The organism is Bacteroidales bacterium (assembly GCA_021157585.1).
Lineage (GTDB): Bacteria > Bacteroidota > Bacteroidia > Bacteroidales > UBA12170 > UBA12170.
The window spans coordinates 1-14,572 of record JAGGWH010000177.1; the positions used below are offsets into that span (position 1 = coordinate 1).

General features: G+C 34.3%; 10 protein-coding genes. 4 read left to right on the plus strand and 6 right to left on the minus strand.

Annotation, left to right across the window (positions count from 1 at the left end; all coding sequences use genetic code 11):
* Nucleotides 1-253: 253 nt before the first annotated feature.
* Nucleotides 254-730, plus strand: coding sequence for an IS200/IS605 family transposase (tnpA, locus tag J7K39_12380; GenBank protein MCD6180691.1), 477 nt, complete (start codon nt 254-256; stop codon nt 728-730).
* A 41-nt stretch (nt 731-771) separates the two neighbouring features.
* On the opposite strand, the gene trpB is transcribed toward tnpA, so the two are convergent.
* Both trpB and rlmF read right to left on the minus strand, forming a co-directional pair.
* On the minus strand, nt 772-1,971 hold the full coding sequence (trpB, locus tag J7K39_12385) for a tryptophan synthase subunit beta (protein MCD6180692.1): 1,200 nt from the start codon (nt 1,969-1,971) through the stop codon (nt 772-774).
* A gap of 514 nt (nt 1,972-2,485) precedes the next feature.
* Nucleotides 2,486-3,451: a 23S rRNA (adenine(1618)-N(6))-methyltransferase RlmF gene (gene rlmF / locus J7K39_12390; protein ID MCD6180693.1), complete on the minus strand. Its 966-nt coding sequence runs from the start codon at nt 3,449-3,451 to the stop codon at nt 2,486-2,488.
* Nucleotides 3,452-3,558: 107 nt separating this feature from the next.
* Between rlmF and J7K39_12395 the strand changes: the two genes are divergently transcribed.
* Nucleotides 3,559-6,762 (plus strand): hypothetical protein, encoded by a 3,204-nt coding sequence (locus J7K39_12395; protein ID MCD6180694.1) that lies wholly within the window; start codon nt 3,559-3,561, stop codon nt 6,760-6,762.
* Between the two features lie 75 nt (nt 6,763-6,837).
* On the opposite strand, the gene J7K39_12400 is transcribed toward J7K39_12395, so the two are convergent.
* The gene (locus J7K39_12400) at nt 6,838-7,653 is read right to left on the minus strand and encodes a ZIP family metal transporter (protein ID MCD6180695.1); all 816 of its coding nucleotides are present in this window, start codon (nt 7,651-7,653) and stop codon (nt 6,838-6,840) included.
* A gap of 190 nt (nt 7,654-7,843) precedes the next feature.
* On the opposite strand from J7K39_12400, the gene aspA reads away from it, so the two are divergent.
* Nucleotides 7,844-9,700: an aspartate ammonia-lyase gene (gene aspA, locus J7K39_12405; GenBank protein MCD6180696.1), complete on the plus strand. Its 1,857-nt coding sequence runs from the start codon at nt 7,844-7,846 to the stop codon at nt 9,698-9,700.
* 89 nt (nt 9,701-9,789) lie between these two features.
* Complete coding sequence (locus J7K39_12410) at nt 9,790-12,069, plus strand: patatin-like phospholipase family protein (protein MCD6180697.1); 2,280 nt, start codon at nt 9,790-9,792, stop codon at nt 12,067-12,069.
* Between the two features lie 49 nt (nt 12,070-12,118).
* Here J7K39_12410 and J7K39_12415 read toward each other — a convergent pair whose 3' ends face one another.
* The 3 genes from J7K39_12415 to J7K39_12425 all read right to left on the minus strand — a co-directional run.
* Nucleotides 12,119-13,195, minus strand: a complete 1,077-nt coding sequence (locus tag J7K39_12415) for a M20/M25/M40 family metallo-hydrolase (protein MCD6180698.1) — start codon at nt 13,193-13,195, stop codon at nt 12,119-12,121.
* 20 nt (nt 13,196-13,215) lie between these two features.
* Complete coding sequence (locus tag J7K39_12420) at nt 13,216-14,325, minus strand: Fic family protein (GenBank protein MCD6180699.1); 1,110 nt, start codon at nt 14,323-14,325, stop codon at nt 13,216-13,218.
* 17 nt (nt 14,326-14,342) lie between these two features.
* A partial coding sequence (locus tag J7K39_12425; protein MCD6180700.1) for a hypothetical protein occupies nt 14,343-14,572 on the minus strand: 230 nt, incomplete at its 5' end.

Here is a 14,572-nt window from a genome sequence, read left to right on the forward strand (position 1 = left end):
TTATATAAATATAAATCCCGTAGGGATTCGATATTGGTAAAACCGAATCACGAGAAAGTATCGTCCCGTATGGGACGAGAGATTTTTCTATTATGTTTTTACCAAGCTTTAGTACCTACGGTACTGATTAATGTAAAAAAATATTTTGTATCTTAGGCAGAGTTACACCACCATCTGTGCTATGAAATGGTGGTCAATATTTATCAATGAACAACTTCTTGATTTTAGATATTTCTCATAAAAATATACGGCTATGGCAAACACATTTACACAGATTCATCTTCATTTGGTTTTTGTAGTTCAAAATAGAGCATCTTTAATTTCTACAAAATGGGAGAATAGATTATATAAATACATTAGCGGGATTATTCAAAATAATGATCACAAATTATTAGCAATAAACGGAATGCCAGACCATATCCATATTTTAATTGGAATGAGACCAACTCAATCTTTATCTGAATTAATGCAAGATATTAAAGGCGATTCTTCAAAATGGATAAATGAAAACCGGCTTGTTAATGGGAAATTTGTTTGGCAACAAGGTTACGGTGCTTTCTCATACAGTAAATCGCAAATACCGAAAGTTATCAATTATATTAAAAATCAAAAGAAACACCATCAGAAAGTTTTGTTTATTGAAGAATACAAAAAAATATTAGATGATTTTGGAATTAGTTTTGATGAAAGATATATTTTTAAGTCAATAAAAAAAACCCGAAAAATTTGATATTTCTTCGGGTTTAACAAAAAATGGAACACTCAATTTTTTTATATTAATTCACGATCTACATCTTTATCACCGCGACCACTTAAATTGATAATACTAATTTGCTCAGGTTTATTCTTTAATATTTTTTGAGCCAAAGCAATAGCATGTGCAGATTCGATAGCCGGAATAATACCTTCAAGACGTGAAAGAAGTTCAAATCCTTCAACAGCCTCTTTATCGGTAATAAGATGATATTCCGCTCTTGCAGTATCTTTTAATAAAGCATGTTGCGGACTAATACCTGGATAATCCAAACCGGCAGCAATAGAACGAGTTGGATAAACAACACCATTTTTGTCTGTTAGAGCATAAGAATAAGTTCCTTGGAATACGCCTTGTCGACCTAAAGTCAGCGTAGCTGCTGTTTCGCCTAAAACAGGTCCAACACCACCACCTTCTGCACCAAATAATGCAACTTCAGCATCTTTTAAAAAGTCATTAAAAAGTCCTATAGCATTAGAGCCACCACCAACACAAGCAATAAGGTTATCGGGCAAACGACCTTCACGTTCAATAAATTGTTTTTTTGCTTCGCGACCGATAATACTTTGAAAATATCCTACCATAGTTGGATAAGGATGTGGACCTACTTGAGATCCAAGTAAATAATAAACATCAGGGTTTTCAATATAATATCCTAAAGCAGCATCCACGGCATCTTTTAATGTTCCTCTTCCTTCATTGGTTACAACCAATTCTGCTCCTAAAAGCTTAATACGACTCACATTCATTTTCTGACGCCGAACATCTTCAGCTCCCATAAACACTTTACATTTAATTCCAAAAAGTGCAGCTGCTGTTGCCGTTGCAACACCATGTTGTCCTGCTCCCGTTTCAGCAACAATCTCGGTTGCACCCATACGTTTTGCCAATAAAATCTGACCAATAGCATTATTTATTTTATGAGATCCTGTATGATTAAGGTCTTCGCGTTTTAAATAAATTTTGGAACCAATATGCTCAGACAAACGATGTGCATAATAGAGAGGAGAAGGCCGCCCAACAAATTGTTTTAGATAGTAAGCATACTCTTCCTGAAAGCTACTATCATTACGAGTCTTTTCAAAAACTTCAAAAAGATTTAAAAGTTTTCCTTCTAAAACAGGAGGAACAAATATTCCACCATATTCACCAAATTTTCCATTTACTGCATCAAGATTAATTTCTTTTGTGTTATTTATTACTGTTTGATTATTCATTGTTTTAATTTTTTAAAGATGATTTTATATGATATTTTTATAAACTTATGTTTTTAATGCTAGGCTAAGGCCCCATTAAATCAAGTTTCGCCATCGGAAAACCATCTGTTCTGTATTTTGGACTTTTTGTTTCATTGTGTTTTTTAATTTTTAAGCAAAAAAAAACCGCAGGTGAAACACCCGCGGCTATATATATCATAATAATTGCAACGTTCTATTTCTCCATCTCGGAATCAATATTGCGCCACCACCAATTATTTAAATTCATTGTTGTTTTCATATGCAGCAAAATAAAGACCTATTTCTCTATTTTGCAAGAAAATTTTATTATTTAATTAAAATAATTTTTAATCATTTGAGACACAAAAATATACATATCATATATTTTCTTCAACAACTGCTTTTCCTGCCTCATAGCCAATGTTAAATCTTCTCTGAAAACCATCAGCATCGACATTTAAGTCGTCAAAACCTATATTTTTATATCAAATGAAGGATAAATAAGTTGAATATTTTACGTCCATCTTGTTTTAATCCACTCTTGTTGTTCTTCAGGACTTAAAAAAGTCCAAGCAATAAGTCGAGAACCCTTATTCCCTTGTCCCATAGGAATAGTTTTTACCTCTACCGCTTCTTCTTTTTTAAGAGCATTATAAGCATTTTTCAAGTTGGATTTCTTTGATACTAAGGTAGAAAACCAAAAACAGGAATTCGCAAAATGCTTACTCTCCCGAATCATATTTTTGATAAACTTTTCTTCGCCTCCATCGCACCATAACTCATGGCTTTGTCCACCAAAATTACGACTTACTCCTGTAACTTTTTCGTGAGTGAGGTTGCTTAGTTTTCTTAAACTTCCCTTTTGAGCTTCTTCTTGCGAAGCATGAAAAGGTGGATTGCAAATACTCAAATCAAAGCGTTCCTCCTTTTGAATAGCTCCAAAAAAAATGTCTTTTGGATTGGCTTGCAATCGGATTTCAATATTTCCTATTAAGGAAGAGTTACTATCAATGATTTTATTTGCAGATTCTATTGCCACAGGATCAATTTCAGTGCCCACAAATGTCCATTCATACTCTGCATTTCCAATAATAGGATAAATACAATTGGCGCCAGTTCCGATATCGAGACATTTTATATGCTTGCCTTTGGGTATATTCCCAAAGTTTTTGCTACTCAAAATGTCGGCAATATGGTGGATATAATCGGCACGACCCGGAATGGGTGGAACTAAATATCCTTCTGGTATATCCCAATTTTCTATCGCATAATAATGCTTCAATAAAGCCGTATTTAGCATTTTTACTGCTTCCGGATCGAAAAAATCAATCGATTCATCATTATAAATATTTAACTTTACAAATTGAGCTAAATCAGGGCAGCTTTCAATAAGCTGTTTAAAATCATAACGTTTGCGATGTTTACTCCTTATATGTAAACGTGGTTTCTCTTTCGGGTGAGTCTTCTTTTTCTTTTCCATAGCGTTTGCAAATTTATAGCAATTATGACTCGAATAAATAATAAATAAATTGCTTACTTTTATGCCACACAAATCATATTAATTAACTTAAATCCTAAAATATGAAAATGATAAGAATCAATGGTTGGATGCTTGCATTCCTACTCACTTTATTTATGCTCCCTTCAATGCAAGCCAATGCGCAACGCAGAAAGAAAAAAACAACAGTAACAACAAAGCAATTTGAACTTACTGATCAAATGGTAAAAATGCTTAAATTCAGAAGTCTTGGCCCTGCAGCTTATTCAGGAAGAATTTCTGACTTAGCTGTAAATCCTGATAATACTTCTGAGTATTATGTTGGAACAGCTGCCGGTGGATTATGGAAGACTATGAATCATGGAACAACCTTTAAACCCATATTCGATAATCAATCTGTATTCTCCATTGGATGTCTTGCTATGGATCCCAACAATTCTAATGTTGTTTGGGTTGGAACAGGCGAAAACAATAGTCAAAGAAATCTCGCCTATGGCGATGGTGTTTATAAAACCACAGATGGTGGAAAATCATTTACCAATATGGGTTTGAAAACAAGCTCACAGATTGGAAAAATTATGATCGATCCCAGAAACAGCAATGTGGTTTATGTTGCTGCTCAAGGACAAGCTTGGGGACCGGGTGGTGAACGTGGTTTATATAAAACTACTGATGGCGGTAAAACGTGGAACAGAGTTTTAAATATTGGTGAATATACCGGAGTCTCCGATATGGAAATGGATCCAAGAAACCCTGATGTGTTATATGCTGCTTCTCATCAGAGAGAGCGCCGTGTCTATTCCAAGATTGATGGTGGACCGGAATCTGCTATCTACAAATCTGTTGATGCAGGAGCTACATGGACTAAACTAAGCAAAGGACTTCCAAAAGGTGATGTTGGTCGTATTGGCTTAGCTTTATCGCCTGCAAATCCTGATATTCTTTATGCTGTAATAGAACTTCCCGGGAATAAAGGAGGGCTTTATCGTTCTTCTGATAGAGGCGAAAGCTGGGAAAAACGCAGCAATAAAATTGCAAGCAGCCCTCAGTATTATAACGAACTTTATGCCGATCCTATCAATCAAGATATAGTTATATTAATGGATACCCGTGCCGGTCGCTCAAAAGATGGGGGTAAAACTTGGGAAAATATTGAAGGTCGCAATAAACATGTTGATAATCACGCACTATGGATAAATCCTGACAATACCGATCATTACCTGATGGGCTGTGACGGTGGATTGTACGAAACCTATGATGGAGCAGAAACTTGGCAGTTTGCAAGCAATCTTCCCATCACTCAATATTATCACGTAAGAGTGGATAACGATTATCCTTTCTATAATGTGTATGGTGGTGCTCAAGACAATGGTTCTTGGTTTGGACCTTCTCAAACACATCGCAGATACTTGGTAAATAGCGACTGGACTTATACTATTGGTGGCGATGGTTATTTATCTACTCCAGACCCAAATAATCCCGGTATTTCTTATCACTCATCACAGTATTGCGGTATCAGAAGATATGATGAGACAACAGGAAATAGCATTTCTATTAAGCCTCAACCAACTACTGATGAGGAATATACTTGGAACTGGAATACACCTTACTTTATCAGCCATTTCGATTCTAAAACTTTATATATCGGTGGTAATTATGTGTTGAAAAGTACCGATATGGGTGGTAGTTGGAAAAAAATCAGTGGCGATTTAACACGTCAGATAGACCAGAATACTTTACCAATGATGGGTAAGATTTGGCCTCCTGAAGCTATTGCCAAAAATATGTCGACTTCTAAATTTGGAAATATCTTTGCTTTATCTGAGTCTCCTTTGAAAAAAGGAATGATGTATGTAGGAACCGATGATGGTTTAATTTGGATTACCGAAAATGATGGTGAAAACTGGACAAAATACAGCTCATTCCCCGGTATTCCGGATATGACTTTCGTGAATTATGTGCTTCCTTCTCAATACGATGAAAGTACGGTTTATGCTTGTTTTGACGGGCGTAAGAACAGCAGTGATTTTACTCCTTATTTAATAAAAAGTACCGATAAAGGAAAAACTTGGACTTCTATAGCTTCTAACCTTCCATCCGGAACTGTTTACGTTATTCAAGAAGATTTTGAGAATCCTAATATCTTATTTATCGGGACAGAGTGGGGCGTTTGGACAACTATTGACGGTGGTAAGAAATGGGTTCAGCTCAAAAACGGAATTCCTCCGGTTCAAGTGAAAGATTTAACAATTCAAAAACGTGAAAACGATTTGGTTGTTGCTACTTTTGGTCGTGGATTTTATGTTATGGATAATTATTCTGCTTTGCGCGAATTAAGCGAAAATCTTGCGAAGAAAGAGGCGCATCTATTTAAAATTAGTGATGCTTTAATGTATTATCCTTCAAGCAATCTAAATTATCAAGGTGATGTTCATTTTAGAACACCAAACCCAAACCCATCAGCTAAATTTGAATATTATATTAAAGATGGATACAAATCGCTAAAGGCTAAAAGAACTAAAACCGATATTACAGCCTCTAATTATCCTTCTGAAGATGTATTGAGAGCTGAAGCAACAGAGGCTAAGCCAACATTGGTTTTTACTGTTTATGATGCCGATGACAATATTATGCGAAAACTTACAACTTCTTTAAGCAGCGGTTATAACAGCATAAATTGGGACTTACGTTATTTGACTGATCGTGGACCAAAAGTTCCTCCTGGAGATTATACCGTAGCCATTGATAAAAACATAGACGGCGTATTCACTCGCTTAGTAGAGCCACAGACTTTTAAAGTTATATCATTGCCTAACGCATTGGGAACACCTGATTACGCTGCAAATTTCAATTTCTTAAAAGATGTGAATGATTTGAATGCACAAGTAAATGCGGCTCGTGTAAAAATTCAGAATATGAATACACGTATATCGAACATGAAAAAAATGTTAGCAAATATGCCTGTTGAAGCCAGTGTTTTGGTTAATAAAATGGCTGATTTACAAAAAGAGATTGACGATGTTGCTAAGGTTGTTATTGGTGGTTTTGGAGCTAAAAATAGTGTGTCAAGCAGAATTCGCTTTGCACAATATACCACTGCTTCTGCCGAAGCCGATATCACAGGAGCTCAAAAAGAACAGTTTGCTCTTGCTCATGAAGCCTTTGTCGGTCAGGCAGATACTATAAACAATTTGTTTACGGTTAAACTTCCTGCACTGGAAAAAGCATTTGAAGAAGCCGGAGGAGTATTATTTAATAATGTTCCTGAACGCCATAGATATTGGGAAGAATAAAAATTATTAATTTTAAAATAGGGCTGTCAAAAAGTTTGACAGCCCTATTTTTTTATATCAAAATAAACCCTCCTTTTAACCCAAAGAAACATCAAGAAACATCATTATTGCAAATCCTATCATAGCACCAATAGTCGAAAAATCAGTTTCATTACCCGTCTGAGCTTCGGGAATTAGTTCTTCTATAACAACAAAAATCATTGCTCCGGCAGCAAAGGATAAGGCATAAGGAAGCAAAGGAGTCATTACTAAAACCAGGTACGCTCCAAGAACTCCGGCTATGGGCTCTACAACTCCTGATAATTGCCCGTAATTAAAAGATTTTAGTCTTGGCATTCCTTCCCTACGAAGAGGAATAGACACAGCAGCACCTTCGGGAAAATTCTGAATTCCTATACCAATAGCTAATACTACCGCTCCGGCAAGCACTCCCACATCAGGATTATGAGCTAAAGCACCAAAAGCAACACCAACGGCTAATCCTTCGGGAATATTATGTAATGTAATTGCCATAACCAATAATATACTTCTTTGCCAATGTGTTTTTATTCCTTCGGCTTTATCAGTAGAAAGTCCCATATGCAAATGGGGTAAAATCTTATCAATTAATAATAAAAAAGCGCCACCAGACAGGAACCCTATTACTGCCGGTATCCATCCCTGAGTGCCGGCTTCTTCACTCATCTCAATGGCAGGTTTTAATAATGACCAAAAACTGGCGGCAATCATCACTCCTGCTGCAAAACCTAACATGGAATTTAATACTTTTTGATTGATGGTTTTAAAGAAGAAAACCATAGAAGAACCCAAAGCAGTCATTGCCCAAGTAAATAATGTAGCCCCAAGTGCCAATAATATCGGATTATAATCAAGTAAGTATTCTAAATTCATTTTCAATTATTTCTAATTTTTAAAAGAAGATGTTATTTTTAAGTCCCCCAAAGTTATCAAGTTTTTCTTCAAATAAAATCGTTAAATAATTTTTAGAGTAACAGAAGTTAAATTGCTAAGATATCGTTAAATAATTCACTTTAGATTGGAATAGTTAATACCTTTGTTTCTTTTTTAAAATACAGAATCCATGGATAAAAATAGAACAGTAAATTTCATTAAAAAAATAGAGATTTTTAGAGGAATAGAACAGCCCGAGCTTATTGGGATAGCAAATAATATTTATCAAAAATCATATAATTCAGGAGACTATCTTTTTGAACAAGGATCTGCACGAAAACACATTTTTATCGTTTATAAAGGAGAGGTAGAATTATTTACAAGAAACTCTTACGGAGAAGAAAAAAAATTAACTTTTTTTGGTTCGGGAGACTTCTTTGGAGAAGGTTCTTTGATGGATGATGCACCACATTCAACAAGTGCAAGAATTAGTAAAGATTCTGAAATGCTTTTACTTGATAATTCCTTTTTTTATGAGAATGGATCTATTGCGGTAAAAGTCCTCTCTAATGTAGCCAGAATTATCTCTCGACGGATGCAACACGCCAATACCATGGCAAATCAGAGTGCATCTCAATACGTATCAGGAAAAACGCGTACAGAACATGATCTGTTAGGGAATAGAGAAGTTCCATACGAAAGCTATCACGGTATACAAACACTTAGAGCGACAGAAAATTTTAATATTAGTGGTGTTACTTTAAATTTTTATCCCGTTTTAATTAAGTCTTTGGCTATGGTTAAAATGGCAGCGGCAAAAGCCAATAACGAATTAGGTCTTATTGACCAAACTCTTACTAATGCTATTGTTCAGGCTTGTCAGGAGATAATATCAGATCGTTACCATTATCACTTTGTCGTGGATATGATTCAGGGAGGTGCCGGAACATCTACAAATATGAATGCCAATGAAGTGATTGCAAATCGCGCTTTGGAAATTTTAGGTCACTCTAAAGGCGAATATGAATATTGTCATCCTAATAATCACATCAATTTATCACAATCCACTAACGATGCTTATCCAACGGCTATAAAAATTGCCTTAATCAACAGCAATAAAAAATTAATTGAAGTTTTAAGTAAGCTCATCAAGGCTATTGAAGAAAAAAGCCGAGAGTTTGCACATATCTTAAAAATGGGTCGTACACAGCTACAAGATGCCGTACCTATGTCATTAGGACAATCATTTGAGGCTTATGCAGTTACACTTGCGGAAGAAATTGATAATTTGAACCATAATGCGTCCTATTTTCTTGAAGTAAATATGGGAGGAACAGCCATTGGAACCGGAATAAATGCAGAGGTCGGATACAGCCCAAAGGTAATTCGTCACTTACGTGAGATTACGGGAATGGATATTAAACTGGCTTCAAATCTTATTGAAGCAACTCAGGATACAGGCTCATTTATTGCTTATTCCGGAGCCATAAAACGCTTAGCCACTAAGCTATCAAAAATGAGTAACGACCTTCGACTAATGTCCAGTGGTCCACGTGCCGGATTTAATGAAATAAATCTACCGGCTATGCAACCCGGTTCAACCATTATGCCGGGGAAGGTAAATCCGGTAATCCCTGAAGTTGTAAACCAAATTGCGTTTAAAGTTATAGGTAATGATTTAACTGTTGGACTTGCTGCCGAACACGGACAATTAGAATTAAATGTATTTGAACCTGTTATTGTACAAAGCTTATTTGAATCTATCGAGATGCTGAAAAATGGTATGGATGCACTTAATCACAGATGTGTTCAGGGTATTACGGCTAACGAGGAACATTGTCGTAATATGATTAAGAACAGCATTGGTATTGTTACTGCTTTGAATCCATATATTGGATATGATAATGCAAGTGCACTTGCTAAAGAAGCCTTAGAAAGCGGAGGTGGTGTTTATGATTTGGTTTTAGAAAAGAAACTCTTATCGAAAGAAAAATTAGATGAAATTCTTAAACCCGAGAATATGATAAAACCTAAAGGCAAAAATTAACAGAAATATACAGCCACAGTAAACAACAAAGCCACAGATATTTTGTATATTTGTTAGAACTTAAATTCTAACACTTAAGGACTCTATTCATGTACAAGATTAGCATTTCATTTATAACCACACTTATTTTTATGCTTTTTCTTAGTCCTATTGTCAAAGCTCAGAAAACAGTAATTAATAAAGAAATAAAACGACCTAAAATAGGTTTGGTACTTAGCGGAGGTGGTGCCAAAGGTCTTGCTCATGTTGGAGTGTTAAAAGTTCTCGAGGAGCTAAATATCCATCCGGATTATATTACCGGAGTGAGTATGGGCTCTATTGTTGGCGGTTTGTATTCTATTGGATATTCTGCTAAAGAGCTGGACAGTATAACAAAAGCTGTAGATTGGAATATTATTTTTAACGATGAATTAAGCTATAATCAAATTGGATACAACGTAAAAGAAAATTATCGAAATTACCAATTAAATTTATCGGGAAATAGTATCGATAAAGTTGGACTTCCTTTGGGTGTTGTGGGCGGTCAGAGTATTTCAGAATTCTTCTCAGAATTATGTTGGCGTTCAACCGGAATAGATTCTTTTGATGATTTCCCTATTCCTTTTCGCTGCGCTGCCACAGATATTATCTCAGGTAAATATATTGTGTTTGATTCAGGTAGTTTAGCTCAAGCAATGCGTGCAAGCATGGCTATCCCCACAGCCTTTACACCCGTTATAAAAGACAAAATGTTATTAGTTGACGGAGGAGTACTTAATAATTTTCCTGTACAAGAATGCATTGATATGGGAGCCGACATTATAATTGGTGTATATGTAGGTTCTAATGAAAACGCCGAAGTTGATGATTTTAAAACAATGCTGGAAGTATTAACTTATTCAGCTTCTTTTATGGGAGTTGTAAATTCCAGAAAGCAAATGAATAAGTTAGATATAAAAATAGCTCCTGCATTAGGTAAACTGGGAGTAGAAAGTTTCGGGAAAGCTGATGAAATAATAAATATTGGAGAAGCTGCAGCACGCCAAAAAGATGTTTATACTCAATTAAAGGCTTTATCTGATTCCCTAAAAAAATTTCCTGTTAAAAAGAACTTTGAATTGCCTCACATCAATAATGAATTACCTATTGGCAATATTCAAGTGTTAGGTTTAAAGTCTAGAAGTAAAGATTTTATCGTTGCTTTATCTGAACTTGAAGAAAATAGCATAATTAGCAGTAAGCAAGTAAATGCAGCAGTAAAAAGACTTTACGGAACATTAATTTTTGATAAGGTAGAATACCGATTTGTTAAAAATGGCGACAAATTCGATCTGATCTTTGAAGTGCTTGAAAAAGATAAAATACATTTTAATGCCAGCGTTTATTACGATAATTTCTTTGGTGCCGGTTTATTTATAAATACCTCGTATAAACATTTATTGGTAAGTTCTTCAAAGCTCAATTTAACAATAGATATTTCTCAATATCCCAGAGCAAACTTGAGGTATAATATTGTTGGAGGAAAAAGAAAACGTTTATTATTTGGTTTAGGTATTAACACACAAAGTATTGTCATACCCAATTATTATGAGTTTGATAATAGTCTAATTGTTTCTTTGGGTCAATTCAGAAATAATCAATTAAATTTTTGTAGCTGTTTAGGCTTTTCACCAACAACCAATTCAAAAATAGAATTTAAAGCCTCTCACTTAACTAATTATTTTCATTTGCAAGGCGGCTTGGAAAATCTATATGGTATTGACGCAGTAACTTCAAATAGTTTTACCATAGAAACATCTTATAAAATAAATACTCTCAATCATCCTGTTTTTCCAACTAAAGGAATTAAATTAAAAGTGATGTATAGAAGAATGCTTAATCCCAAATCGTCTTATAATGATGATGGTATGTTTAATGCTATTTCTAACGAAAACAATATTGTAATAATAGATTTCAAACACTATCTTAAAATAAAAAACCAATTCTCTATTATTTCGGAATTTACATTGGGATATATGAGTTCCATTCCTTTTTATGCCGATAAATTCTTCTTAGGGGGAAGCGGATTTAACACACGATTAAATACTTTTAATCAAGCTGGTATTAAACCATATCAAATTGCTACGGATAATTTTCTAAAATTTGGACTTGGCATGCAACAAAAAATTGGTGATAATTGGTATGTAAACCTATTCACTGAACATATTGCATTTATTAATCATGCCGAAACATATTCGGAAGAATCATTGAGGATTGAAGGCGAAACAATATTTAGTTGGATGGGAAGCATATCCTATGATTCTGTTATTGGACCACTAAAAATTGCTGTCTCACAAAATATTAGTAATAGTGAATTTTACTTTTATTTTAGCTTAGGATTTCCTCTCTAATATCCCTTTGTAAAAATCTCAGTTTACAATAAATTTTGTATTCAATTATTTACTGAGCAGACAATCTCAACAGTTCAACAATCATCTTGAGTGCTTTTTCCATATCTTCAATATAGATATGTTCATCAAGAGCATGCTCATTTCTTGCTCCAATACCCACAACAGCCATTTCTATCCCCATATTGTTATATATAGATGCATCTGTAAAACCGGTCATAAAAGTTGCCTTAGCATCTATTCCAACCGTTTTAAGAGCTTTTTTTGATAAATCAACAGTAAATGAATTTTCAGGGATATCGACGGCTTTACATAAATTACTTTCAATAATTTCTACTTGAGCACCCATAGATTCCACTTCACGACTTATAATCGTTTTCATTTCGTCTGCCAACTTCTCGGCTTTTTCGTGCGATAAACTTCTACATTCTGCTTTAAAAACTACTTTATCAGGAACTCCATTACGAACAATTCCTCCTTCAATTATTCCAACATTAGCAGTAGTTTCATAATCTATTCTACCTTGTTTTAAGGCAACTATTGCTTTAGAAGCAGCAAGTATAGCATTAATTCCTTTTTCGGGTTCCATTCCGGCATGAGCCGATTTTCCTTTTACAGTAACATCAAAAGTAAAATATGATGGACCTCCAATGATAATTGTATCTAAAGTATCATTATCGAGTAAGAATCCTTTTTTTGCCGTTAATTTTGAATAATCAAGATTTTTAACACCAAACAAACCTATTTCTTCTTCTCGAGAAATAGCGACTTCAATAGGCGGATAAACTTCAGCAATTCTAATGGCTTCCAACATTTCAGCTATACCTGCTTTATCATCGGCACCAAGTATAGTGTCTCCCTTTGATCTAATGACTCCATCTTCTAAAATAGGTTCTATACCTATACCGGGTTTTACAGTATCAGCGTGACAGGATAATAGAACAGGGTCTTTACCTTTACATCCTTTGGCAGGTAACTTAGCAATAAGATTTCCATAACTATCTTGTTCGGTTTTAGCACCCAATTTTTGGTATTCTTTTTCAAGATAATTAATAAAATTTGCCTCATTACTCGATTCACTATCAATCTGAACCATTTCCATAAACTGCTTAATCATTCTGTCTGACATTGCTTTATTTTTTTTGATTATTACTCAATTTTTACTAATTCATAATTTGTACTTCGTCCACCGCTTGCTTCTTTCTGTAAAATATTTTTCTTCATCAAATCTTGAATATCTCTTAAGGCTGTGTCCTGAGAGCATTTATTTATCTTTCCCCATTTTGAAGAGGTCAACTTACCATTAAATCCATCAAGTAGTTTATTTATCATTTTTTGCTGCCTTACATTAAGGATAGTAGTGGAATGTAATTTCCAAAATTCTGCTTTATACAGCACTTTTGATAAAATTTCTTCCGTAGCGTTTATCGCATTTGTTAAACAATTTAAAAACCATAATATCCATTCAGTAATATCTAAATGACCTTTTTGTGTTTTTTCTAATATATTATAATATTCCTTTCGTTCAAGTCTGATTTGTGCTGACATACTATAAAATCTTTGCATACTTTTATCCGAACGTGCTAATAACATATCAGTTATTACTCTTGCTATTCTTCCGTTTCCATCATCAAATGGATGGATTGTTACAAACCATAAATGTGCAATTGATGCTTTTAATACTAAATCTAATCCATCTTCATTTTCAAACCAATTTAGGAATACATCCATTTCTTGGGCTACTAGCTCAGGTTTAGGTGCTTCATAATGTACCTTCTCCTTTCCCATAGGTCCGGAAACTACTTGCATAGGGGCTTTTCTCCAATTAGCAACAATAATTTTATGCATATTATTTCTTCCTGTTGGAAATAAAGCGGCGTGCCAGTCAAATAATCTATCTGAATTTAATGGTGTTGAATATCGTTGAGTTGCATCTAACATCATTTCAACAACTCCTTCAACATTTCTTTCTGAATAAACAGAACCTGCAATATCAAGTCCTAATCTTCTTGCAATTGAAGAACGTACTTGTTCTTTTTCCAGAAACTCACCTTCTATTTCTGATGATTTTATTACATCTAATGTTAAAGTGTCTAATACAGCTTCGTTTTGTAGGTCAAAACCAAGAGTTTCCATTTTCCCTAAAAGTTTACCTTGAAGGTTTCTTGTTTCTCCAAGTTTTAACATTACTTTTTTATTGTCCCAAGTAAAATAGGGCCAATTGTCTTGTTCGTATATGTAAATCTTTATTCTATGCATAATATGCGGTAAATATACTAATTATTCTCCACAAATGAAATATTCTCTGCTTTTTTCAAGGTGTTTATCTTTTTAATCACCGCATTTTGTCGTTTTATTTGCTTGGCGGTAACAAATATAAAACATAACAAACACATTTTCTTTTTATGGCAAATAAATAATATTGTAAAAAAGATATTATTCAAGAAAGGTGTAATCGTCTTAATACTAATCCCATTCTGATAAATTATTGATATTATTAGAGAAA

What these genes read in the sequence shown, in the direction of transcription:
- tnpA (MCD6180691.1), top strand. Translation starts at nt 254, where the DNA reads ATGGCAAACACATTTACACAGATTCATCTTCATTTGGTTTTTGTAGTT.
- trpB (MCD6180692.1), bottom strand. Translation starts at nt 1,971, where the DNA reads ATGAATAATCAAACAGTAATAAATAACACAAAAGAAATTAATCTTGAT.
- rlmF (MCD6180693.1), bottom strand. Translation starts at nt 3,451, where the DNA reads ATGGAAAAGAAAAAGAAGACTCACCCGAAAGAGAAACCACGTTTACAT.
- J7K39_12395 (MCD6180694.1), top strand. Translation starts at nt 3,559, where the DNA reads ATGATAAGAATCAATGGTTGGATGCTTGCATTCCTACTCACTTTATTT.
- J7K39_12400 (MCD6180695.1), bottom strand. Translation starts at nt 7,653, where the DNA reads ATGAATTTAGAATACTTACTTGATTATAATCCGATATTATTGGCACTT.
- aspA (MCD6180696.1), top strand. Translation starts at nt 7,844, where the DNA reads ATGGATAAAAATAGAACAGTAAATTTCATTAAAAAAATAGAGATTTTT.
- J7K39_12410 (MCD6180697.1), top strand. Translation starts at nt 9,790, where the DNA reads ATGTACAAGATTAGCATTTCATTTATAACCACACTTATTTTTATGCTT.
- J7K39_12415 (MCD6180698.1), bottom strand. Translation starts at nt 13,195, where the DNA reads ATGTCAGACAGAATGATTAAGCAGTTTATGGAAATGGTTCAGATTGAT.
- J7K39_12420 (MCD6180699.1), bottom strand. Translation starts at nt 14,325, where the DNA reads ATGCATAGAATAAAGATTTACATATACGAACAAGACAATTGGCCCTAT.